Raw genomic sequence first — 22,957 nt, forward strand, 5'->3', positions numbered from 1 at the left:
CGTCGTCCCGACAGACGGACGCTATCCACGGCCACCGGCCAACTGTGCCGCTTCCGGCCGAGAACGCAGCCGAAGCATCGCCAGCGTCCCGATCAGCGGCCCGATCGCGAGGGGAACGAACGCCCACTGCCAGCCCACGGCCCGCTGGACGATGGGGATGAGCTGGATCGACCCGATGGTAATGAGAAAACCGATGGCCGTCTGGAGTGTCAGCGCGGAGCCGACGTAGCTGTCGTCGGCGAGTTCCGAGACCGCTGTGGAAAACTGTGCGGAGTCCGCGACGATGAAAAAGCCCCAGATAAGCACGAACGGCGTAATGATCGCCAGCGACGAGCCGTAGACCACGCCGGCAAGCAGACACGCAGCCCCGGAGACGACCATCGACGCGCTCGTGACGATCGATCGGCCCACCCGATCCGCGGCCGAGCCGGCGAGCCACGCGCCGACGCCCCCGATCGCGATCGTGCCAAACGCAAGCAGCGCCGCCCATCGCTCGGGATTCGGCGTCCCACTGGCCTCGAGGCTGGCGAGGAGAAAGACCGGAATCCACGTCCAGACCGCGTACAGCTCCCACATGTGCCCGAAGTAGCCGGTGTTGGCGAGGGCGACACCGCGATCGGAGACGATCCGGCGAATCGCGCCCGGATCGAAGGGAGCCGTTTCGGGCTGGTTTGGGCCGTCCTCGTAGGCCAATGCGAGGAGGCCACCGACGGCTGCGATGGCGGCCGTCCCATACAGAACGAGGCGTGGCTGGCCAATCCCGCCGACGGCCCGGAGCAGGTGTGGCGAGGCAGAGCCGACGGTGAGCGCGCCAACGAGGACGCCGATCGCGAGCCCACGGCCTTTGATGAACCACGAGGCCATCATCTTCATTCCCGTCGGGTAGACGCCGGCGAGCGCAACGCCGGTGAGAAATCGGAGACCGATCGCCGGGAGCCCGCTCTCGACGACACCGGCGATCAGCGCCGTCGCCGCCGCACCGACGAACGCACTCCCTGCAAAGAGGTATCGCGGGCGAACGACGTCGGCGATGGTCAGCGAGGCCGACAGCAACGCCCCGACGACGAACCCGAGCTGGACAGCGTTGGTCAGCCACGCCGTCTCGGCAGGTGTGAGATCCCACAGATCAGCCAGCTCCGGCCCGACAGCGGTCCCGCTGAACCACAACGTCATCGCGAACAGTTCGGCGATCCCGATCAGCACAAGTGTGCGCCACTTGGTACTAGTAACCGCTGCCATTGACGAGACATACAACGGATAGCTGATATAAATAGTGTGGCCCACGACTCGAGAGGCCGTGCTCCGGCCAGGCCCTGCTCGAGTACGGTCAGTACCAATGAGCGGCGGCCAACAGTCGTTGCTCGCCGGTTAGGAGAATCGGGCGGCGATGTCCGCCTCGGTGATGATGCCGACCGTCTCGCCGGCCTCGGTGATCATCACGGCCTTGTAATGCTCGAGGAGGTTGCTGATCTCGTCCAAGGTGGCGTCTTTCGACACCGTCGGGAAGCTCTCGCTCATGTGTTCGTCGACGGATTCGTCCCGAGCCTCGGAATCGAGATGTACGAGGTCGCTCTGGCTGATCGAGCCGACGGGGATCCCGTCCTGAATGACGGCCAGTTGGGAGTAGGCTTCCTCCTCCATCTTTCGGGCGGCTTCCTTGACGGGATCGTCAGGCGAGACGTTGACGACGGCCTCGTTCATCAGGTCGTCGGCGCGGACGACGTCGCTTTCGGCCTTCTCGAGTGCGTTGACGATTCGACGGAGCGTCGAGAGTCGCGGATCGACGTCGCCGCCTTCGATCCGAGCGATCAAGGGCTGGGAGACGTCGGCCGTATCAGCGAGTTCGCTCTGGGTGAGCCCGAGTTCGGTTCGGCGCTGACGGAGATCCGCGGGCGTCGGGAGTTCCATACGCTACAATAACTAAGGGTTATAGAAAATGTTTTGGGTCGATTCCCAGTTCGCCGCTCTGTCTCTCGCAAGCGGGCGTGCCTGCGACGGTCCGACGGAAACTCAGTCCTCGTCGGGAACTTCGATGACCTCGACGACCGAAAGCGGGACGTCCCGCAGCGCGCCACCGACTTCGCTCTTTGCGATCCGGGAGGCGTGTTCCTCGCCGTCGGCGTTGAAGACCTCCATCTCGAGGCCGAGGCCGACGAGTGCGGTGTCGGCCGCAATAAACGCGGAGTCGAAGGGCTCGCCACAGGCCGGACAGCCCGTCGCCCCGACCTCGACTTCGACGTAGTCCATGTCTTCGCTGTTAAGTCGTTTTCCGGCTTCACTGACGGCGACACCGATCGCGTCGTCGATCTCGTCGACGTCACGAACCAGCCATGCCGCTTCCATCGCGACGATATAATTGGTCATATGTCGTGGTCGGTCCGGGGAACCACCTGTCTTGCGATTCGTCGCCAGCGTGGAAGCGGCGACTCGAACGTAGATTTGACGCGCCCGCGGTGCGCACGTGAGCCGGATGATGCCCATAAGTTACGAGAATTGTGCGAGTCGATTGTCACCTGCTTAGTCGGATCTCGCCTCGAGTCCGCCTCGAGTTGTCTCGAGTGTAACCACAGTTTAATCGCATGACTGCGGCGACCTCGCACCGAGTGAACAACCATTATGAACTGAGGATTTCAGTAATCTTTATATATACCCCTCGTCTGGGCCAGAGTGAACGTCGATGATATCCCGCGTGTACCACGCGACCCTGTTCGCACTGTACCAACTGTGCATTGTGATCGGTATCGCCGCAATGCCACTCGCAATCGCCGCCCGCCAGGCTGGGGTTACCCTGCCAATCCACCGCATCCTCGGAAACCTCGAGGAGGCCTACGAGGCCAGCCACACATAATGGGATAACGCACACCGGGATCGAACCACACCAGTTCTGTCGTCGATCGTACTGCCGGACAGCCGCCGGTCTCTGTATCGGCTCGGAAAGCGGAAACCGCCGTGGTGACCGCCGGTGTTTTATACCGTTCCGGTCGTAACGTTCGATCAATGCGAGCACCGCAACACAACTCGGATTTCTCCCGTACCGTCGACCAGTTGGCCGACGACCCGAACCCCTACGAGCCCGAAATCGGTTCGATGCCGAAAAACGATCTCTCGCGTGCCGATCTCGACAACGTCAACAAGACCGGCACGACGACGATCGGTATCTCGACCGCCGACGGCGTCGTCATCGCGACGGACATGCGCGCCAGCCTCGGCGGCCGCTTCGTCTCGAACAAGAACGTCCAGAAGGTCGAACAGATCCACCCGACCGCTGCGCTGACCCTGGTCGGTAGCGTCGGTGGTGCCCAGTCGTTCATCTCGAGTCTCCGTGCCGAGGTCAACCTCTATGAGGCCCGTCGCGGCGAAGACATGAACATCGACGCGCTCGCGACGCTCGCCGGGAACTTCGCCCGCGGTGGTCCGTTCTTCGCCATCAACCCGATTCTGGGCGGCGTCGACGACGAGGGCTCTCACGTCTACAGCATCGACCCAGCCGGCGGCGTCATGGAAGACGACTACACCGTCACTGGCTCCGGGATGCAACTCGCCTACGGCCATCTCGAGCAGGCCTACGAGGACGACATGTCCAACGAGGAGGCAAAGACGGTCGCCGCCCGCGGCATCAAATCGGCCGTCGAGCGCGACACTGGCTCCGGGAACGGTGTCTTCCTCTGTGAGATCACCGAGGACGGCGTCGACATCCACGGCCACCACGACTTCGACGAAGTTCTCTAAAGCGGTCGAGCAGTCTTTCGATCAGGCGACTACGAGTGCCCAGCGCTGGCTCTCACAGGCACTGAACCAGTATCCGAACTCGAAGTGATGATTGAAATCGTTTTACGACAGTCCCCCCATTGACCGGTAATGGCGCTGCTACTGGAGGAAGGTGTGCGATATCCGTTCCGGGGCGATCGGCCGATCGATCGCCTCGCTGTCGGTGGACTACTGGGGATCATCACCGCCATCCTGTTCCAGTTCGGAGCGGCTGCGTACCCGTCACTGCTCTCGGCGCTATTCGTCGGGCTTGCAGCCGTCTTCGGGGTCGCGTTACTCGGCTATCTCCTCCGAGTGTTCGAGACAACTATCGACGGCGACGACAGCCCACCCACATTTCGACCGGCAGGGACCGTGTTGCGTGAGGGGAGTCGGCTGTGTCTCCTCTCGCTCGGCTATGCCGTCGTGCCACTGGTCGTCATCGCCATCACCATCGGCGGGCTGTTACAGGCTCCGTTCTCGCTCGAGTCCGCTGGCTTCATGGGCACGGTACTGTTTTTTGTGGCGTCGACGATCGTGCTGGTCGTCGTCCTCGCCTTCGGCTACAGCTACCCGGCAGCAGTCGGCCGACTCGCCGATAACGGGACCCTTCGTGGGGCTGTCGATCTCCGGCGTACTCGATCGGTACTCGGCCACAGCAGTTACGCCACCGCCTGGCTGTTCGCCTCGCTGGTCGTCATCCCGGGCTGGGCGTTTCTCCTCACGGCGCTCTCGAGTGCAACGCTGTTCGGCGTCGTCGCCGTGTTCGTGACGTTTTACGCCCACGTGGTCGCTACTCGACTCGTCGCTCGTGGCTATCGAAACGCGACGGCGGGGAGTTACGGAAGAACGAGTATGGGAACGAATAGCCGTAAAATCGAAACGGAGTGACTACAGCTGCGGTTCAGGCATCGTCTGCGTGTCGAGAGTCCGGTTTCGAAGCGCGGTGCCACTGGCACGATCAAAGATGTGGATGGCGTCTTCTGGCACGTGGGCGATCACTGACTGTCCCTCCTCGACATGGTGGAGGCCGTCGATCGTCGCGACGAACGTCTCCGTCGAGTCGGCGTCGAACGTGAGATAGACGTTGTTCTCGTTGCCCATCGGTTCGACGACGTCGACGAACGTCTCGTAGCTGTGTGTGTCGTCCTGGGTCGAGCGGAGCTCGATATCTTCGGGCCGGATCCCGAGCACGAGTTCGTCGTGGTCACCTAGCTCACTCGCCGTCTCGGGTGTGAGGTCGTACGCGAAGTCGTCGTGGACGAGCGTCTCCCCGTCACGGCTCACGTCGAAGAAGTTCATCGACGGCTCCCCGATGAAGCTGGCAACGAACAGGTTCGCGGGCTCGTGATAACACTCCAGCGGCGTGCCGACCTGCTGGAGCTGGCCGTCGTTCAAGATGGCGATCTTGTCGGCCATCGTCATCGCCTCGGTCTGGTCGTGGGTGACGTAGATCGTCGCGACGCCGAGGTCTTCCTGCAGGCGCTGGAGTTCCGTTCGCATCTGCGCGCGGAGCTTCGCGTCGAGATTCGAGAGCGGTTCGTCGAGCAGGAATACCTCCGGATCGCGGACGATCGCCCGCCCGAGCGCGACTCGCTGTTGTTGTCCGCCAGAGAGGTCGTCCGGCTTCCGATCCAGCAAGTCGTCGATGCCGAGCATCGTTGCAGCGTCTTCGACCGTGGCCGTGATCTCCTCGTCGGGCATTGAGGTCGACTCCTCGAGGCCGAACGACATGTTTTCACGGACAGTCATATGCGGGTACAGCGCGTACGACTGGAACACCATCGCGATGTCCCGCTCGGCGGGTTTCGCGTCGTTGATCACCGAGCCGTCGAGGCGAATCGCGCCGTCACTGACGGTTTCCAGCCCCGCGACCATTCGGAGCGTCGTCGATTTGCCACAGCCGGATGGGCCGACGAGAACCAGAAACTCCCCGTCGTCGATCGCTAGCGATACCTCGTCGACGGCGGTAATCTCGTTCCCGTCGTCTTCTACGAATACTTTGGTTACGTCGTCGAGTTGTAGGTCAGCCATTGTATCTGCCTCTGTTGTGTGTCATAACGTCTGCCCCTTGGCGAACTGTTCGCCGAACAGGATGTAGACCAGAATCGTCGGGAGCGCCGCGATGAACGCTCCGGCCATCTGAACGCTGTAGTTCGTCGCCATCGACCCCTGGAGTGCGTTCAACTCGAGGGTGACGACGTAGTTCGACCGGTTGCTGAGCAAGACCAGTGCGAACAGGAAATCGTTCCAGACCTGCGTGAACTGGTAGATCAGCGTCACGGCGAACATCGGCAGCGACAGCGGGAGGACGATCTTCCGGTAGATCCGGGCGAGACTCGCGCCGTCGAGGCGGGCGGCCTCGATGAGTTCGCTGTCGAGGGTCTGGTAGTACGATCGGAACAGGATCGTACAGATCGGAATCCCGTACGCGATGTGGGTGATCGTCAGTTCGACCAGTTCACCGCGGGGGTGGACCTGCGAGAGGCCAACCATCGACCAGAACTGTCGCAGCGGGACGAGCACCGCCTGGTATGGAATAAAGACCGCTGCGAGGAATAACACGAGCACGAACACCTGCCCGCGCCAGTCGACTTTCGTCAGCCCGTAGGCCGTGAGGCTGCCGAACAGGGCCGACAGCACTGCGGCCGGAATCACCATTGCGAAGCTGTTGACCATCGCAAACGCCAGTTCGCTACCGGCCGTCAGCCAGGGGTCGATCGTAACCCCCTCGATCGGTGGCTGCAGTGGCGACGTGTTCCGGTACGCCTCCTGAGTCTTGAACGCGGTCGTCAGCCCGCTATACAGCGGCGACAGATACGCGCCGACGAGCGCGAGCAGGGCACCATAGAGGGCGACGCGATGCAGTTCGAGTCCGGTCTCCGTGTCGGTCTGCTCGCTTTTGTCGTCCGTTGTCGTTGCCATTAGAGTGCACCTCGTTTGTACTGCGTGTAGGCGTAGGGACCGATGATCGTCAGCGCGAGCGCGAAGAGGACGACGGCGATCGCAGCGCCGTAGGCCCACTCGCTCGAGGAGAACGCCTCACGGTACATCGTGACCGCGAGGATGTCCGCCGATCGACCCGGGTTGGTGCCGAACATGACGTAGATGAAGTCGAACGCCTTCAGCGCGAACACCATCAGGACGACGGTCGCGCCGACCGTCGACGAACGAAGCTGGGGGATGATGATCCGCCAGTACAGCTTCAGCGTCGACGCGCCGTCGATCCGTGCGGCCTCGTAGTGGTCGTTCGGAATCGAGCGTAAGCCGGCGAGATAGACGATCATACAGTAGCCGCTGAACTGCCAGATCAGCGCGACGATCACCGCGGCGAGTTTGAATCGCGGATCGCCGAGCCAGTCTTGGCTGAGCCAGCCGAGTCCGATACCGTTTAACATCGTATCGATCAGGCCGTTCGAGGCGTACATCCACGACCAGAAGATCGCGGTGACGACGAACGACAGCGCCATCGGCAGCAGATAGATCGTCCGGAACGTGCTCTCAAAACGGATCTTGCGATCGACGAGCAACGCGAGCCCGAGCCCGACGACCAGCGAGACGCCGGTGAAAGCGACGAGCAGCGCAACCGTGTTCCGGAGGGATGCCATAAAGTTCGGATCCGACGGCATTTGTCGATACATTTCCAGCGTGAAGTTCGTGTAGTCGGGCTGTCCGAGACCGGACCACCCGGTAAACGAAATGATGACGTTCCAGCCGATCGCTCCGTAGACGAACAACAACACGAGCGCCGTCGCCGGCAGCCAGAACGGCATCGACTCGAAGAAGTCGCTGTCGCTCGCCGACAGCGGATTGAGTCGTTTGATCGAATTTCGTAACGAATCCATAGCTCAGACAGTGCTGTTAGTCGAAGCTGCTGACGAGATCGTCGTACGTCTCGTCGACATCCCAGTTGTCGATGAAGTTGGCGAACGCGCCCTCGACGTCCGTCTGGATCGATGGGGCCACTGCCAGACCGTGAGTGACCGACGGCGGCTGTTCGGTCGACGCCTCGAAGTCGGCCATCTGATCCTGCAAGAACGGCGTGAACGCTTCGTCGGAGACGTCCGTACGCGGCGGTATCGAACCCTTGTGTGGATTAAATCGTTCCTGTGCGTCGGTCGTTCCGGCGTACTGCAGGAACCGGACCGTGGCGTTCGGTGACGGGTTGTGTTTCGGGAAGACGAACGAGTCCATGTTCAGGGCGTACATGCCGTCGGTACCGGGGAACGGAACGTGGTCCCAGTCTTCGCCGTACTCGAAGTCGTCTTCGCCCTCGTACTGGCCAGCAGCCCAATCGCCCTGATGAAAAAAGGCCGCGTCGCCCGTGTTGATGTAGTCGCTTGCATCGTCCCAGTCGTTCATCGAGCTCGCATCCTCGTTGAAGTACTCGCTGTACTCGACGACGAGTTCGAGCGACGCACGAATCTCCGACTCGACCGCCTCGAGGTCGCCCTCGATGAACGAGTCGTAGACGTCCGCACCGTACTCGCCGAGCAGCACCTGTGCCCACAGCTGCATCGTCGACCACGCCGACTGAGTCTGCTGGGCCATCCCGACGAAGCCGGCGTCGTCGACGGCTTCCATCGCCTCGAGCAGGTCGCTCGGGCTCTCGAGCGATTCGGGATCGACGTCGGCATCCTCGACGACGTCGACGTTGTAAAACAGGTTGTTCAGCCGGTGGATGTTGATCGGGACGGCAACGAACTCGCCGTCGGGTCGGGAGACGTCGATCGGGCCGTCGAGATACGCCTCTCGCATCTCGTCGTTCCAGACGTGGCCGTCGATGTCGTAGAGCAGATCCTCGTCGGTGTACTCGGTGAGTGCCTGCCCAGGCCAGATCTGAAACGTACTCGGCGGGTTCTGGTCGACGACGCGGTTCTTGATATCCGTCTCGAGTGCACTTCCAGCGCCGCCGGGCGAGGGCGAGGAGTCGACCTCGATATCGGGGTATTCGGCCTCGAAGCCTTCGATGAGCGCTTCGAAAGCCGCTTCCTCGCCACCAGCGGTCCACCAGTGGCCGATTTCGAGTGCCTCGAACTCGTCAGGGTCGTCCTCGAGCAGTTCATCGAGGTTTCCGGCCTCGCTGCCGCCGCCAAGGCAGCCAGCGAACGCAGCCAGTCCGACAGCACCTGTCGCCTGCAACATAGCTCTCCGCGATCGACCGCTTCCTGTAGAATTTCTTCGAATCATAGTCAACCTTCTATCGTGATATTGAGTAGAAACAGTGTATTAACACCTTTGATACGTATTCACACTACAGATAGTGTTGGTAAACATTCAGGTGTCGGTGGATAGCAATGTAAGCCGAGTTATTATTTACGCTTTTCCTGAAACTGGTACTCGATTTCAGGAAGCTATCACTCGCCGGTCTCCGACAGCACTTCGATCGGAACGACTCGTTCCTGTCCCAGCGAGCCACCTCGAGAGTCTGCCCCATCGGTTCGAACCGTCAATCCATTCGTGGTCGCTGTTCGACTGCGACGTCGGGCACCTCAAGCGCGGTCGCCTGTCCCGTCTCGCTCGAGCGATAGATGGCGTCGATTACCCGCTGGACGGTCAACGCCTCCTCGAGGGTGTTCGTCTCGGGTGGCGTCCCCGTCGTAACGGCCTCGAGGAACTGGGTATCCTGTCCGGTGTAGCCGGTCAGCGACGAGTCGCCAGTCAGTGTCGAGTCGGCGTAGTGATCACCGCCGGCCGTACCCGTCTCCAGGATCTCGAGGGTGGTGTCACCGATATCGAACTGCGCGCCACCCTCTGTGCCGCGCACTCGGAAGTCCATGCTCTCCTCGCGGTTGGTTGCCCACGCGGCCTCGAGCGAGATCGTCTGCCCGTCGGCAGTGCGAATAAAGGCGCTGACGGAGTCGTCGACCGTGTACGTCTCGCTTTCGGCGTCCCAGTTATCGCCGAAACCGTCCGGGTCGGCGTACTCCTCGTCGTGTCCAAACGTTGTCCTGGCGACGCCCGACACTTCCGTAATCTCGGGGAAATCCAGCGCGTAGAGGGCGAGATCGAGGGCGTGAACGCCGATATCGAGCAATGCGCCGCCGCCGGCGAGTTCGGGGTCGGTAAACCACGAGCCGGGGCCGGGAACGCCGCGCCGTCGAACGTAGTTCGCCTCGATGTGGGTGAGCTCGCCGAACCGGCCGCGGGCGTGGTGCTCATCGAACATCGCCATCGACGCGGCGTGGCGGTTGTGAAAGCCGACCATACAGATGCCGCCCGTTCTGGCTGCCGTCTCGGCGATTCGCTCGGCACTTTCCAGAGAGTGAGCGAGTGGCTTCTCGACGAGCACATCACAGCCGGCCTCGAGTGCGTCGACGGCGATCGGTTCGTGAAACCGATTGGGTGTCGTCACGATGACGGCATCGACGTCGTCGTCGGCGACGAGTCCCTCGTGTGTTTCGTAGGTCGCCGCGCCGAACTCGTCGGCAAAGCGCTGGCGTTGTGCTTCGACGAGGTCGGCACCGGCGACGACGTCAGCGCCGAGGTCCGTGATACTGCGTGCATGGAGATGCCCCATCCCACCGAGGCCAACGATCCCGATACCGATTCCGGGTCGGCTCTCGTTCATCGAGAAATCACCGATTGTTGGATGAGTACTGTGGACATATCGTGAGAAACCATCGTTTGCGTGCGATCCCAGTCCATACGAAGAGGCAGTGGGGAATCAAAATAAGCGTTATGACTGATTAATCTGCACTACTGGCCTGGATTTTACACCATAGCAAAATATGATGGATGTATAGGGTATATAATTTGTTGTAATTGTATATTTTAAACTGACAGTCGCAGTCGATTACCAGCCGGGCTAAGGAGTTTGCCCTCGACGACAGGACTAATGGTGACAGTGACGATCTGGAACGAGTTCCGCCACGAACGCGAGGACGAGGCTGCCGCGGCGGTCTACCCGGATGGCATTCACAACACGATCGCGGATGGCCTGGCCGACCACGACGGGGCCGACCACGATATCCACACGGCGACACTCGAGGAACCCGACCACGGCCTCACCGAGGACGTCCTCACGGAGACGGACGTCTTGCTGTGGTGGGGCCACGAGGCCCACGACGAGGTCGATGATGCCGTCGTCGACCGCGTCCACGAACGGGTGCTCGAGGGGATGGGACTCATCGTTCTCCACTCGGGTCATTACTCGAAGCCGTTCAAGCGACTCATGGGGACCACCTGTAGCTTACAGTACCGCGAGGACGGCGCGACCGAACGGCTCTGGGTCGTCGATCCCGGCCATCCGATCACCGACGGGCTGGACGAGTCGTTCGAGTTGCCCCAAACCGAAATGTACGGCGAGCCCTTCGACGTTCCCGAACCCGACCGGCTGGTGTTCGTCAGCTGGTTCGAAGGCGGGGAGGTGTTTCGCAGCGGCTGTTGTTACAGACGCGGGAGCGGCCGGATCTTTTATTTCCGGCCGGGCCACGAGACGTATCCGATCTACGAGCACGACACCGTCCAGCAAGTGCTTCGAAACGCCGTCGACTGGGCGAGTCCGACCGACGGCTCGCCGCGAACGTTCGGCGAACGAGCGTAACGGCGACGAGGTGTCGATTACCCACTTCGCTGCGTATCGACCAGTTCGACGACCACCTCGAGGTCGACCCCGGTCGCTGCCTCGAGTCGCTCGCGCACCACGTCGGCGAACCCGGACGACTCCCGGTCGCCCGGTGGCCGCTCGACGAGGACGGTGACCTCCGGCTGCCCGCCGGTGTAGACGTCTACGAGTTCGTAGGCGACGTCGCTCTCTCGGAACTGCAGGTCGTCGAACGCAGTGTCGGCGCTCATCGCCTCGAGTTCGGTCTTGACGTCGTGTTCGACGGCGGCAGTCTGGTAGGTTCCGTACGTGACGCCGCCGAGAACGACCGACAGCAGCGCAATTGCCACGAGGAGCACGACGATCCGCGAGCGCAACTGTCCGTAGGCGCGCTGGACACGATCCGATCGGTCCGGACGGTAGCCCGAGACCCACAACAGGATCAGTGCGGTGAGGTTGATCGACAAGAGGTTCACGAGAGCGAGCGTGCCCGCGGTGACGACTACCATCGGATGCCCCCAGGCGATACCGAGTCCAGCGGTGGCCGCGGGCGGGACGAGGGCGACAGCGATCGCGACACCGACGAGCACCGACCCGACGTTGCGGGTGAGACTGACGACCCCAGCCACGCCGGAGCCGAGTGCAAGAAAGAGCGCGAGCACGTTCGGCGTGATCCGTTCGGAGATCTGTGGAACGGTCGTGATATCGAACCCGGGCGGGAGCAACACCGTCCCCCTGAGCGTCCAGCCGATCGCCGCTGCCGTGGCAACCGAGACGACGAGCCCGGCGACCTGTAAGCTGACACCGCGCGTCGCGAGCCTGTCGTCGTCGACGACGACGCCGACGCTTGCCGCCAGTGCCGGCCCCATCAACGGGGCCACGACCATTGCTCCGATGATCGTTGCCGCGGAATCGAGCAACAACCCGGCCGTCGCGATGGCCGTACTCACCACGAGCAAAATAAAGTACGTCGATGCGGCGGGTGCGAGATCCGCTGCTCGTGCCTGCAGTTCCGCTCGAGAGATCCTGGTCCCGACGAACTGGCCGGTCAACTCGCCCGTTCGATTCGAGACGACCGTTTCCGTAGCCGTGACGACCGTGTACGAATCCTCATCGAGGCCGGCGGTTCGAAGCGACGAGAGAAACGGCTCGACAGCGGCTGGCGGCACGGGAACCGAGACGAGCGCCTCGAACTCCCCGCGACTCGTTTCCTCGGTGACGGCATAATCAAGGCCCGTCGCCGCCGCCGTTTCGAGGACGAGTTCGAGTTCGCCCTGAGGGACGAACACCTGTACGAGACGCATACGCCTGCTACGACGGACACAGACATATAGTAACAACTGACCCGATTTACACACGCATCGCACAGCGGTCGTGCGATGCGGTATGCATTGATGGACAGTGGCTACTATAGACTGTCGCCACCCATAAAAGAGTGTCAGGACTCCGTGTCAGTGCTTTCGGCCACAGAAAGCCGGGTTGTGCCGACAGTCGACCGCCTCGTTCGTCGGGCCGTCACCAGCAGCGAGAACTGAGCGCGTCTCCGCCGGAGCACGCACGGCCACAGCGCTGTCAGAACTCGTGGCGGCCTTCGTCCGTGATGGCGCTTTCGAGCAGCGAGACCGGCGTCGCGTCGTAGGCCGGGTTTTCGACGGCGAAGCCGTCGGCGGGTTCGGGCATGACTTCGCTGCCCGTTCGGAACTCGTTTTCGAAGACGAATCCTTCGCTGACGATTTTCGACGCCGAGCCGAGGACGGTCATCGGGACGTCGAGTTGGCTCGCCGTCGCCGCGATCGGGAACGTGCCGACACGGTTGTACAGCGTGTCGTCGACGATACAGTCCATGCCGACGACGACGCGGTCACACTCCTCGAGGTAGACGCCGTGTGCGCTGTCGGTGATGAGCGTGGTCTCGACGGCGTCGATCTCGGCCAGCGAGCGGGCCGTCTTGCGGCCGATATAGCGCGGGCGGGCTTCCGTGATGTAGACGTCGAAGGACTTGCCGGCCTCGACTGCTTGCTCGATGGCCTCGAGCACCGTCGAGGAGTAGTCGTGTGTCAACAGCGTCGCGCCGTCCTCGAGGTGCTCGACGGCGTTTTCGGCCGCCAGCCGCTTGCCTGATTCGACTCGCGAAATGACCGTGTCGATCTTCTCTTGTGTGTACTGTTTTGCCTCCTCGACAGTGTCCAGATCGGCGTCGCTGACGTCATCGACGACCTCTCTAACTGCGGTCTGCAGCGACGCGTGCGACGGATTTGCCCGCCGCAACACCGTCCCGTTTCGCTCGAGCGACCGAGTGTACTCCTCGACGGTTGCGAACTCCCGATCGAGCAGTTCCTCGAGCGCCCGTGTCGCGTTTACGGCGATTACCGAGGAGCTGTGCGTCTGCATTTCCTGAATCTCCTCGACCGTCTCGTCGATCATACCTGCATGGATTCCCGTGAGCGCAAAAGGTGTTCCGGGTATCGGCAGTGTTCACGCGCAGTCCGGCGATTCGACCGTGACTCCGTGTGTGCCCGTCTGCGAGTCGGCAAACGAGACGCAGTCAGCCCGTTTGCCCGCAGACTTACGTCGCTACACACCCTCTATCCACCGATGACTGTCACTGTCCGGTACACCTGTCCCCACTGTGGCGCCGTCGTGAGCCTCGAGCGACCGCCGGATCTCGCGGATCGGTCGGTCACGAAACTCACCCAACCGGGCTGGGAGTACGCGACGCCTGACGACGACGAGCGCGAGTCAGCCGACGGCATCGCCTTCGTCTGTGGCGAAGACGATGTCACCGACCTCGAGGGAACCGAAACCGAGGGCTGTGGCCGTCCGTTCTACCTCAACTTCGTCCGATACGAACAGGGCGTCGAATTCGACCCGAATCCGGCGACCTACGGTGGCCCCCGATTCGATTTTAACGGGTAGCGGTTTCGATCGTAGGCTCCCGCGAACACAACCCTTTTCGACGGCGGGACCTACCTCCGGACATGGACGAAGCCGCCGTTCGCGACCGCCTCCGGACGGTCGACGATCCGGAACTCGGCGACGATATCGTGTCGCTCGGACTGGTCAACGACATCACCGTCGACGGCGAACAGGTCGACATCGATCTCGCACTCGGGGCTCCCTACTCCCCAACGGAGAGTTCGATTGCCGGTGAGATCCGCGAACTGCTCGTAGAGGAGGGGCTCGAGCCTGATCTCTCGGCGAGTATTCCGGACCGGGACGACCTCACCAGCGAGGAGCAAGTCCTCCCGAACGTCAAGAACGTTATCGCCGTCTCCTCCGGGAAGGGAGGGGTGGGGAAATCGACCGTCGCGGTCAACCTCGCTGCCGGACTCTCACAACTGGGGGCTCGGGTTGGCCTATTCGACGCCGACGTCTACGGGCCGAACGTGCCGCGGATGGTCGACGCCGACGAGCCGCCGATGGCGACCGAAGACGAAACGCTCGTGCCGCCCGAAAAGTACGGCGTGAAGCTGATGAGCATGGCGTTCCTGACCGGCAAGGACGACCCCGTCATCTGGCGTGGGCCGATGGTCCACAAAATCATCACGCAACTCACCGAGGACGTCGAGTGGGGCCATCTCGACTATCTCATCGTCGATCTGCCGCCGGGCACGGGCGACACGCAGTTGACGATGCTCCAGACGATGCCCGTCACGGGTGCTGTCATCGTCACGACTCCCCAGGACGTCGCCTTAGACGACGCACGAAAGGGCCTCGAGATGTTCGCCGAACACGATACCATCGTCCTCGGCATCGCCGAAAACATGTCGACATTTGCCTGTCCCGACTGCGGCAGCGAACACGATATCTTCGATTCCGGCGGCGGCGAGCGGTTCGCCGAGGAACACGAGATGCCGTTTCTCGGCTCGATTCCGCTCGATCCCGTCGTCCGCGAGGGCGGTGACGGCGGTGAGCCGACCATCCTCCGAGCGGACAATGACACCGCCGACGCCTTCCGGACGCTCACCCAAAACGTCGCGAACAACACCGGGATCGTTCAGCGACGCAACGTCTCTCAGACCAGACGCAACGAAGCCGTTTCGAGCGATCAATAACGAGCGACGTCGACAGACCGCTGTTTTGCCGTCGGTAGCCGCGTCATTTTTGCGAGCGCACGGCTACACTCGAGTGTGGACGCACATCAACGCTCTCGAGCGAACCCCTACGGCATGGACGAGACGTGTCGGAACTGTCCGGCACTCTGTGAGACACGAACACAGGTCGTCCACGGCTACGGCGACGTCGGTGCTGATTTCTTATTCGTCGGCGAGCGACCGACCGCCAGCGCGGATGAGACTGGCGTCCCGTTTGCAGCCACCCCCGGCAGCAAAACGCCAGCAACCGGCGACGACGGCAACACGGGAACGACCCTTCGGCGACTGCTCGAGCGACTCGGCTTCTGTGATTCGACTTCGCCGATCGACCAGCCCGTCATCGAGAACGCCTATCTGACGAATCTCACGCGCTGTCGCGACCCCGACCGCAAGCCGACCGACGAGGAGATCGGTAACTGCGAGCCCTTCCTCAACGCCGAAATCCGGTCGATCAACCCCCACATCCTCGTTCCCGTTGGCGAGCGCGCCCTCGCCGAGCTCGGCGACGAGTATACGACGATGCCGGCCGAGGAACTCTCGCTGCCAGCCGATCACGGCCGGCGCATCCGTGGCCGCGGGTTCGAACTCGTCCCCATGATCGACCCGCGCGAGCAGTCCGCCGAGCAAACCCAGGCGTGGCTCGAGGCGTTCGTCGAACTGATGGCCTCGGACTATCGCCAGACGAAAGGACAGCGGGATCGATAACAGCCGACGCGGCCATCCAACGCGGCCGATCGTCACCGATCGACACTACCAGTACGGGCCTTCGCGCCATCGCTTGGATCGCGCACCAAGCACGATTAGCAGTCCGACGACGATAGCTGTCACTGCCAACACACCGAGTGTCGAGGCCGCGTATTCGCCAGCCGACTCGAGCACGACGCCGTCGACGAAACTCCAACTTCCGAGTACCACCAGTCCGACGACGATCAGCGTGCCAAGCAGGCCGACGGAACCGGGTATCGATCGTGTTCCTGATTGCTCGTCCATAGCCGACTGCAGACAGCCCACCACTATAATTCGTCCGGCGTCCGTTGCCCGATCAGCAGGACCGTCCTCAAAAGCGCCGCGTTCAAGGGTCGCGCAGTCGGAGCACAGTATATGATCGTCGTCGTTCCGGTCGACCCGCCTCGAGACGGACTCGTGTTGTCGTCGCTCGTCGAGCAAACGCCCCTGACCGCCGACGACGCGGTCGCCCTCTACGAAGCATCGGTCAGCGATGTTTGTCGGGCCGTCGACGCCAGCGGCGGCGAGTTGCTGGTCAACTACCGTGACAAGGACTCCCTCCCCGACCAATTCGCCCACGGCGACCCCGAAGCCGAGCTCCGAACGCTCGTTGCCGACGCACTCGACGACCTCGAGACACCAAACACCGACGGCCCACACAGCGACGAGCGTGTCCGGTTCGAACGACAGGTCGGCTCGAGTCGCGCTGCGCGCGTCGGTAACACCGTTACCCACCTGCTCGAACGTGAAGACGCAAGTAGCGTGGGCGTCCTCGAGCCGACGGTTCCGCTGGTCGGCCGGACCCAGATCGACGGCGCGGCGATGTCGATCCGCCGCCACGACGTCGTCCTCGGCCCGTCGTCAGGCGGACAGACGTATCTCGCAGCGTTTAGTGAACCGATCGATTTCACCGACGCTGACGCAGTGCCCGAGGTTACCACGCTGGCGACTCGCGCGGACGAGGCCGGCCTCGGAATCGGCTTCGCGCCGATGCTGCCGACCGTGGCGACACCAGCCGGGCTTTGCTCGACGCTTGCGACCCTCGAGGCACGGCGAACCGCCGGCAAGCCGGGAGCCGACGCGACGGCTGCCGTCGTCGATGATCTGGGACTTGTCATTGGCGCAGACGGCTCACTCGAGCGAGCGTAACCGACAACCCTTTTTGACCGGCCGGAAAAGAGGGCAGTGAGGTGGGGTGGCAGAGCGGCCCAACGCGCCTGCCTTGAGAGCAGGTGGCTGTCAAGCCTCATGGGTTCAAATCCCATCCCCACCGTTGCTGTCGCGAACAAACACGTGAGCGACAGCACCGTCGGTGGGGTTTGAATTGCGGAACGAGCCTCGAGCAGTGCGACAGACCTCTTCGCATCGCTCTCGGCCCGAGTCAGCACAAAAAAGACGACTCGAGACGGAAGCCGTCGGACCGCGATTACTGGTAGGAGAGTTCGAGCGTGCGAGCGCGCTCGAGGAGGTCCGCGTCGTAGTACTCTTCAGTCTGCTCGGGGCGGGTGTCGTCGATCGCTCGGACCTGCAAGATCGTGTTGCGGAAGACCTTGAACGTGGCTTCGTCGACCATCTGGCCGTCGAGGGTGACCGCGCCGGTCCCCTCCGCTTTGGCCTCGTTGAAGCGCTCGATCTTGCTCACGTCACGCTCGAGTTCCTCGGCCGTCGGCATGTGGATCGTGTTCGCCTGAATCGTCTGTTTGGGATACAGCGACCACGAGCCGTCGAGGCCGAGGTGAGCTTCGTGTTCGACCTGATCCGCGTAGGCGTCGGCGTTGTAGTAGGTCAGGCCAGCGCGCTCTTTGAACAGGTCGTCGAACGGACCACCGATCGAGAGCAGGTCGCCAGCGCTGGCTTCGTTCGACAGCTCCTCGAGGAGCGCATCCCAGCGTGGGCGACCGTCGCCGAGGTCTCGAGCGCCGAGTTCGGCGGCGTAGTCGACGGGACCGAAGACGAGCGCGGTGAGTCGCGAGTCCTCGCCGAACTTCGAAATCTCGTGGAGATCCGAGCGAGCACGACCGGTCTCGATGATGATCGAGAGCTTGATCGAGCCGTCAGCGTAGCCGTGTTCGGCCTCGGCTTCGGCGACAGCTTCGGCGGCGCGTTTGACGTCCTCGATGCGGCCGACCTTAGGGACGACGACGCCGTCGATCTCGTCGCCGATCTCACCGACGAGCTGGTCGATCTGTTCGCGACCGCGGTCGCGGAAGGAGGCGTCCTCGTAGCTCCACTCGACGCGGGGCCAGATCTCGCCAGCGAAGTCGTGCTCGGGGACGAGTTCGATCGTGTTCTCGAGCCCCTCGTCTTTCATATTCGGCGCGGTCCCGTCTTCCATGTCGGGGACGAGCCAGTCGGGGGCCTGAAAGCCCTCGGCCTCGAGGCCCGAGCGGAGATATTTCGCCGAGTCGTCTTTTGGAACGGCGGCTGGTGCGGTCTGGAAGGTTCGGCAGAGTCGGATGTCGTCAGTCATGTCTGTGAATTCGTAGTTGTCTGCGTGCGTTTATGATGTTCGATCGTGTTAGTTAGGACGCTTTCGAATTTCGGCTGTGCGTGTTCCCGAATAGACAGGTTCGTCGTCCTGATTGAACGCGATGTGTTCGAAGGTGACGGTGCCTGCCTGCTCGCTCGAGGCATCGTCTTCGGCCGAGAGCACGCGCGTAAAGGCGTAGACGGTGTCACCCACGGCGACGAACGTGTGGAACGATTCGTCGTCGAAGCCGACCTCGCGCCAGGTCTGTTCGTCCGAGCGAGCGTGACCCAGCGCCGTCGAGCGGGTGACGTCGCCGTAGGTGACGATGTCGCCGGATGGCGAATCGCTCATCACGTCGACGTTGTGGTGTTGTTTGGCCGTATTGAGCGTCGACAGTGGAAGTTGGGCGACGGTGACGTCGTCCTGCGTGCGACCGCGTTCGTGGCGGTAGGCGACGGCTGCGTTTTCGCCGTCGGCTTTCGCGAGTGCCGCCTGAAAGTCCTCGAAGTAGCCACCGTCGGGCGTGATGAACTCCTCGGGAAGGTCGGGTTCGTCCTCCTCCTCGGCGGCTGCCGCGCCGCTGCCGTCAGTCGCGACGGGCTCGCGACGCGGGATCATGTTCGTCCGCTCGTACGAACAGAGTACGTCGCCGGTTTCGGCGTCTTTTCCGCGAGTGCGCCAGCTAACGATGCCGTACTCGGGTCGGGAACTCGAGGTCGCCGTGTTGACGACTTCGCTTTCGACGTGGAGTTCGGTCCCCGCATACACTGGCGCTTCAGGGAAACGAACGTCCGTTCGGCCGAGGAAGTAGCCGCCTTTCTCACTCAGATCCTCGACGGTGATACCCAGCGTCGCCGCCGTCAGGTAGTCCGGGTGGATCGGTGGCTCGTCGTAGCCACGAGCCTCGGCGGCGTCGGTTCGCCAGTAGGCTGGGTCGTGGTTGAGCGTCTGGCCCATCCACTGTTCGTTGCCGAACTGGGTGAGCGTGAGGCCGGGGTCGTGTTCGATGACGTCGCCGTCGGCGAAGTCCTCGAAGCAGTTGCCCTTCTCTTTGGTTTCGACCTGTTCGAGTGCCTGTGCAAACGTGTCGGGGTCGGTCCAATCAGTCATCTGCAGTGATTTCGTCGGTGTCGGCGTCGGTCGTCTGCTGTTCGCGTTTACGGCGAGCGATCGTCCGTCGCATCTCGTTTTCGACGATCATGTAGCCCTCGTCGAAGCCCATGCCGGGCTTTGCGAGTGTCTGTGCAGCGTTCGTCGCGAGCGCGACGTGGGCGCAGGCACGCGCGGAGGTTTCCGTTTCGTTGCAGGTCCCGCCGAGATAGGCGCGGGTGTCGGTCCCCTCGCAGTAACGAACCGCCTGTCCGCTCCGGTGAATGCCACCGAGGTCGGGAGTTTTGATCTGCACGAGGTCGGCTGCGCCGGCGTCGACGAACGCTTGGACGTCCTCGAAGGTGTTACACCACTCGTCGGCGACGATGTCGACGTCGACACCGGCCGCTTCGAGTCCGTCGCGAAGTTCGACCATCGCTGCGATCTGGTCTTCGCGGTTGCCAACGTCCATCGGCCCCTCGATCTGGATCGGGTACGGCGCGGCGGCCTCCTCTAAGGCGGCGAAGTAGTCGACCACTTCCTCGCGATCGTAGGGGGCCCCGAAAATCTCGCCGATCATGCCGTAGACGTCAATGTGGAATCGGGGATCGTAGCCCTCCGGACCGAGTTCCTGAGAGCGTTCGGTGAGCCACTCGACGTACTCGAGTAAGGTTTCGCCGTTTTCGCCGATCTTCTCGACGCTGTTGATCAGCGCGTGGGGCAGGACTGGGACGCCCTTGACGAACATCTTCTCGGTGTTGTTATACCGGTCGTCGCCGGACTGGCCGAAGACGGGCACCGGCTCCGTTGCGGGCTCGGTACCGAGTGCGTCGGCCATCACGTCCGTCTGCGTCGTCTTCTCGGCTTCGGCGGCGGCGGCGAGCAGCGCCTGCGAGACGCCGTAGCGGATCGCCGTGTGCAGGCGGTCGCCCTCGACTGCCATCTCCTCGAGCGTCTCTGCGTTGTCGAGGAACTCGGTCGCATCGCGGCCGACGAGTGCGTCGGCGACCGGCCCCTCGATGACGGGGGCGTACTCCTCGGCTTTGAACAGTGGGTCGCGGCCGCCAGCACCGGAGTACTGAACGGCAGCACAGTCACCGCGGACGACGGTGCCGTCCTCGAGTTCGATGTCGACGATGATCGACTCGCCGGCCTGGCGAATCTCGTCGAAGCCGTCGGTGACGGGCTCGCCCACATAGGTGAAGCCGTCGTGTTCGGCACCTTGCTTGATCGCGCGCTGGTCGTCGAAAAAGAACCCGGAGTAGCCGGGCGTTGCGTATATACCTGTAATATTCATAGTTTCACGTCACCCTGCGGGCGACCGATGAGTTTGCCGTCGCTGATCGCGTCGACGTCGTCTGCAACCATTCGGAACGACTGTTCCCGGCCCTCGGTGTCGGCACGCTGGGACAGTCGGGCCTTGTGGATCTCTTTGATATCGTCGTCCATCTCGAGGTCGGCCCACTCGAAAATGCGGACGCGACCGTCGTCGTCTCGAGCCGGTAACACGGCCCCTTTTGCACTGTCGCTGGGTGCAAAGGGAACGTCGAGTGCGCCGGAGTCGAAGGCCTTGAGCGTCCCCTGAACGACGTCGCCGTCGCCGTGCTCGAAGATGGTGTCCATCAGACACCGGGTCTCGCGCTCGATGAGGTCCTGTTCTTCCTCGATGCCATCGATATCGATTTTCTGCTCGATGGCCATGTCGATAACCTGGCGTGTGGTGCGCAGGCCAGCGGAGTTTGCCTCCATCGTTGGAACCCCCTGGAACTCCTGTGGGGACTTGGTGATGACCTTGTCCGGCTTGGCGATGGCGGCAGTCATCCCGCCGAAGCTGATCACGCCGTTGGCGCGAGCTTCGTCCGGCGGGAACCCGCCCATCCACTCGTGGAAGACCGTCGTGACGACGACCTCGTCGGGCAGGTACTCGTTGCCCAGCTTTTTGAGCGCGTGCAGGGCCGCGACGTCCTGGACGACGTTACCGACCTGTCCGTAGCCGAGGGTGATCGAACGCACGCCCTGTGTGGCCGCGAGTTTCCCCTCGACCAGCATGACCGCGATCGCAATCGATGGTGGGACGAGCGTCCCCGTAAGCGGGCCGAACGGCTCGCGGTTAATGCGGACACCGCGTTCGGTGTAGGCCCCCGCCAACCGATCGACGAACTGCCACTTCTCGATGGTCTCCTCGAGTCCGTGGCGTTTCGTGTAGGGGATGTTGTACGAAATCGGACCGCCTTCGAAGCTCTGGAAGCCGCCCGCGAAGGTGATCGCCGCCAGCAGCCGGGCGTCCGGCGTGCCGTGGCGAACTTCTATCGGCGCGTCGACTGCGTCGATCAGCTTCCGACAGCCGTCGACACCGTGGTTGACGGCCGGGAAGCCGTTCAAGGTGTCATCGCCCGTCTCGCGGGCTTTATCGAGGCCCTGCTGGGCTTTCTCGTACTCGTTGTCTCGCGTGTACGAGTCGATCGTCGTCGGGAGGAGGTCTGCCTGCCCTTCTTCATGAAGATATCTCAGGAGCTCGATCTGGTCGTCGAGTCGGGGAACACCGGCTCGAGGCTGCAAGAGTGGCTTGTCGGCCGACTCGAGGACGTCCGCAAATCGCTTGTGGTCGGGCAGCGATTCGTGGTACTCAATGGCTTCCTCGAAGTCGACGGCTTCGCCGGTGTGCCAGTTAGACCGAATCTCCTCGTCAATACGCCGTAGCTCGTCGGAGGGAATACGTTCGTCTCGTATCATCTAGGAACTGATAGTAGCGCGTTCCGACTCGGTCGGTGTAATCTGTAGGTCCTGTCGAAGCGCTTCGATCGCCTCTTCGGAATCAGTCTCGGAGTCGAAGACACGGTCAAAGCCGAGCTCCCGAAACGTCTTGCGGGTCTGCTCGAAATCGTCCTGGCCGACGGCGAGGTTGCCACCAATATAGGTGACTGCGTCGACGCCTGCTGCCTCGAGAACCTGGTGAAATCCCTGGCAGTCCTGCTCGGCGTGGCCGTAGAGCGAGGAGACCAGGACGGCGTCGGCGTCGTGGTCTACAGCGGCCTCGGCGAACTCCTGCTGGGAGGTCTGGACACCGAGGTTAACAACGTCAAAGCCTGCTGCACTGAAGGCCTGCTCTAGGATTGTGATTCCAACGACGTGAGCATCGGAGCCGATCACGCCGAGGACGACCGTTTGGGACATCGTATGCAGAACCATGAGGAACACCATTATAAACCTAATGATCTTCCATGATCATACTCCTTAAACATCCTAACAGCGTCCCTATGGTACGATCTAACAAAGTACATGATC

24 protein-coding genes and 1 tRNA gene are annotated in these 22,957 nt (G+C 62.5%); 9 read left to right on the plus strand and 16 right to left on the minus strand.

Translation table 11 applies throughout. The features are described 5' to 3' along the window. Positions 1 to 21: 21 nt before the first annotated feature. From BW940_RS07030 to BW940_RS07040, 3 genes are all read right to left on the minus strand, one after another. Positions 22 to 1,239, minus strand: a complete 1,218-nt coding sequence (locus tag BW940_RS07030) for an MFS transporter (RefSeq protein WP_076608492.1) — start codon at positions 1,237 to 1,239, stop codon at positions 22 to 24. Between the two features lie 129 nt (positions 1,240 to 1,368). Continuing rightward, a complete protein-coding gene (locus tag BW940_RS07035) occupies positions 1,369 to 1,908 on the minus strand; it encodes a CBS domain-containing protein (protein ID WP_076608493.1) in 540 nt (179 codons plus the stop codon). 102 nt (positions 1,909 to 2,010) lie between these two features. Beyond that, entirely contained in the window at positions 2,011 to 2,364 is a 354-nt protein-coding gene (locus tag BW940_RS07040) for a DUF555 domain-containing protein (RefSeq protein ID WP_076608696.1), read from the minus strand. 313 nt (positions 2,365 to 2,677) lie between these two features. Here BW940_RS07040 and BW940_RS21735 point away from each other — a divergent pair, with 313 nt between their 5' ends. The 3 genes from BW940_RS21735 (at position 2,678) to BW940_RS07050 (ending at position 4,638) form a co-directional block, all read left to right on the plus strand. Beyond that, positions 2,678 to 2,848, plus strand: a complete 171-nt coding sequence (locus tag BW940_RS21735; protein WP_173834860.1) for a hypothetical protein — start codon at positions 2,678 to 2,680, stop codon at positions 2,846 to 2,848. A gap of 149 nt (positions 2,849 to 2,997) precedes the next feature. Then, the gene (psmB, locus tag BW940_RS07045; protein WP_076608494.1) at positions 2,998 to 3,729 is read left to right on the plus strand and encodes an archaeal proteasome endopeptidase complex subunit beta; all 732 of its coding nucleotides are present in this window, start codon (positions 2,998 to 3,000) and stop codon (positions 3,727 to 3,729) included. A 129-nt stretch (positions 3,730 to 3,858) separates the two neighbouring features. Then, the gene (locus BW940_RS07050; protein WP_076608495.1) at positions 3,859 to 4,638 is read left to right on the plus strand and encodes a DUF4013 domain-containing protein; all 780 of its coding nucleotides are present in this window, start codon (positions 3,859 to 3,861) and stop codon (positions 4,636 to 4,638) included. Here BW940_RS07050 and BW940_RS07055 read toward each other — a convergent pair whose 3' ends face one another. The 5 genes from BW940_RS07055 to BW940_RS07075 form a co-directional block, all read right to left on the minus strand. Continuing rightward, positions 4,639 to 5,781 (minus strand): ABC transporter ATP-binding protein, encoded by a 1,143-nt coding sequence (locus tag BW940_RS07055; RefSeq protein ID WP_076608496.1) that lies wholly within the window; start codon positions 5,779 to 5,781, stop codon positions 4,639 to 4,641. A gap of 21 nt (positions 5,782 to 5,802) precedes the next feature. Beyond that, positions 5,803 to 6,672: a carbohydrate ABC transporter permease gene (locus tag BW940_RS07060; protein ID WP_076608497.1), complete on the minus strand. Its 870-nt coding sequence runs from the start codon at positions 6,670 to 6,672 to the stop codon at positions 5,803 to 5,805. Further along, complete coding sequence (locus tag BW940_RS07065; protein WP_076608498.1) at positions 6,672 to 7,592, minus strand: carbohydrate ABC transporter permease; 921 nt, start codon at positions 7,590 to 7,592, stop codon at positions 6,672 to 6,674. Before BW940_RS07065 ends, BW940_RS07060 begins: the two co-directional genes overlap by 1 nt. Positions 7,593 to 7,608: 16 nt before the next feature. Further along, a complete protein-coding gene (locus BW940_RS07070) occupies positions 7,609 to 8,892 on the minus strand; it encodes an ABC transporter substrate-binding protein (RefSeq protein WP_084776737.1) in 1,284 nt (427 codons plus the stop codon). A 304-nt stretch (positions 8,893 to 9,196) separates the two neighbouring features. Further along, positions 9,197 to 10,318, minus strand: a complete 1,122-nt coding sequence (locus BW940_RS07075) for a Gfo/Idh/MocA family protein (RefSeq protein WP_076608500.1) — start codon at positions 10,316 to 10,318, stop codon at positions 9,197 to 9,199. A 267-nt stretch (positions 10,319 to 10,585) separates the two neighbouring features. Here BW940_RS07075 and BW940_RS07080 point away from each other — a divergent pair, with 267 nt between their 5' ends. After that, positions 10,586 to 11,293 carry a ThuA domain-containing protein gene (locus tag BW940_RS07080; RefSeq protein ID WP_076608501.1) on the plus strand — a complete coding sequence of 236 codons (708 nt, stop codon included), beginning with the start codon at positions 10,586 to 10,588 and terminating at the stop codon, positions 11,291 to 11,293. 17 nt (positions 11,294 to 11,310) lie between these two features. Here the strand turns inward: BW940_RS07080 and BW940_RS07085 are convergent, their stop codons facing one another. Then, positions 11,311 to 12,597 (minus strand): TIGR00341 family protein, encoded by a 1,287-nt coding sequence (locus BW940_RS07085; protein ID WP_076608502.1) that lies wholly within the window; start codon positions 12,595 to 12,597, stop codon positions 11,311 to 11,313. Between the two features lie 268 nt (positions 12,598 to 12,865). After that, positions 12,866 to 13,717, minus strand: coding sequence for a translation initiation factor eIF-2B (locus BW940_RS07090; RefSeq protein WP_076608503.1), 852 nt, complete (start codon positions 13,715 to 13,717; stop codon positions 12,866 to 12,868). A 171-nt stretch (positions 13,718 to 13,888) separates the two neighbouring features. On the opposite strand from BW940_RS07090, the gene BW940_RS07095 reads away from it, so the two are divergent. The 3 genes from BW940_RS07095 to BW940_RS07105 all read left to right on the plus strand — a co-directional run bounded on the left by BW940_RS07095 (position 13,889) and on the right by BW940_RS07105 (position 16,092). Beyond that, positions 13,889 to 14,209 carry a hypothetical protein gene (locus tag BW940_RS07095; protein ID WP_076608504.1) on the plus strand — a complete coding sequence of 107 codons (321 nt, stop codon included), beginning with the start codon at positions 13,889 to 13,891 and terminating at the stop codon, positions 14,207 to 14,209. A gap of 62 nt (positions 14,210 to 14,271) precedes the next feature. Next, positions 14,272 to 15,348 (plus strand): Mrp/NBP35 family ATP-binding protein, encoded by a 1,077-nt coding sequence (locus BW940_RS07100; protein WP_076608505.1) that lies wholly within the window; start codon positions 14,272 to 14,274, stop codon positions 15,346 to 15,348. 114 nt (positions 15,349 to 15,462) lie between these two features. Continuing rightward, positions 15,463 to 16,092: a uracil-DNA glycosylase gene (locus BW940_RS07105; protein ID WP_076608506.1), complete on the plus strand. Its 630-nt coding sequence runs from the start codon at positions 15,463 to 15,465 to the stop codon at positions 16,090 to 16,092. 45 nt (positions 16,093 to 16,137) lie between these two features. Here the strand turns inward: BW940_RS07105 and BW940_RS07110 are convergent, their stop codons facing one another. After that, positions 16,138 to 16,377 (minus strand): hypothetical protein, encoded by a 240-nt coding sequence (locus BW940_RS07110; protein WP_076608507.1) that lies wholly within the window; start codon positions 16,375 to 16,377, stop codon positions 16,138 to 16,140. 111 nt (positions 16,378 to 16,488) lie between these two features. Between BW940_RS07110 and BW940_RS07115 the strand changes: the two genes are divergently transcribed. Further along, positions 16,489 to 17,262 carry a hypothetical protein gene (locus BW940_RS07115; RefSeq protein WP_076608508.1) on the plus strand — a complete coding sequence of 258 codons (774 nt, stop codon included), beginning with the start codon at positions 16,489 to 16,491 and terminating at the stop codon, positions 17,260 to 17,262. Between the two features lie 40 nt (positions 17,263 to 17,302). Beyond that, positions 17,303 to 17,386 (plus strand) — tRNA-Ser (locus BW940_RS07120). Positions 17,387 to 17,539: 153 nt separating this feature from the next. On the opposite strand, the gene citE is transcribed toward BW940_RS07120, so the two are convergent. From citE to glmS, 5 genes are read right to left on the minus strand one after another with little or no spacing between them, the layout of a single operon-like run. Next, positions 17,540 to 18,583 (minus strand): L-malyl-CoA/beta-methylmalyl-CoA lyase, encoded by a 1,044-nt coding sequence (citE, locus tag BW940_RS07125; RefSeq protein WP_076608509.1) that lies wholly within the window; start codon positions 18,581 to 18,583, stop codon positions 17,540 to 17,542. Between the two features lie 48 nt (positions 18,584 to 18,631). Next, on the minus strand, positions 18,632 to 19,693 hold the full coding sequence (gene mch, locus BW940_RS07130; protein ID WP_076608510.1) for a 2-methylfumaryl-CoA hydratase: 1,062 nt from the start codon (positions 19,691 to 19,693) through the stop codon (positions 18,632 to 18,634). Next, on the minus strand, positions 19,686 to 20,969 hold the full coding sequence (locus tag BW940_RS07135) for a methylaspartate ammonia-lyase (protein ID WP_076608511.1): 1,284 nt from the start codon (positions 20,967 to 20,969) through the stop codon (positions 19,686 to 19,688). Before BW940_RS07135 ends, mch begins: the two co-directional genes overlap by 8 nt. Next, positions 20,966 to 22,405: a methylaspartate mutase subunit E gene (locus tag BW940_RS07140; protein ID WP_076608512.1), complete on the minus strand. Its 1,440-nt coding sequence runs from the start codon at positions 22,403 to 22,405 to the stop codon at positions 20,966 to 20,968. Before BW940_RS07140 ends, BW940_RS07135 begins: the two co-directional genes overlap by 4 nt. Further along, complete coding sequence (gene glmS / locus BW940_RS07145; protein ID WP_076608697.1) at positions 22,406 to 22,861, minus strand: methylaspartate mutase subunit S; 456 nt, start codon at positions 22,859 to 22,861, stop codon at positions 22,406 to 22,408. It abuts the gene before it with no gap. Between the last annotated feature and the right edge of the window lie 96 nt (positions 22,862 to 22,957).

The organism is Natronorubrum thiooxidans (assembly GCF_900156475.1).
Lineage (GTDB): Archaea > Halobacteriota > Halobacteria > Halobacteriales > Natrialbaceae > Natronorubrum > Natronorubrum thiooxidans.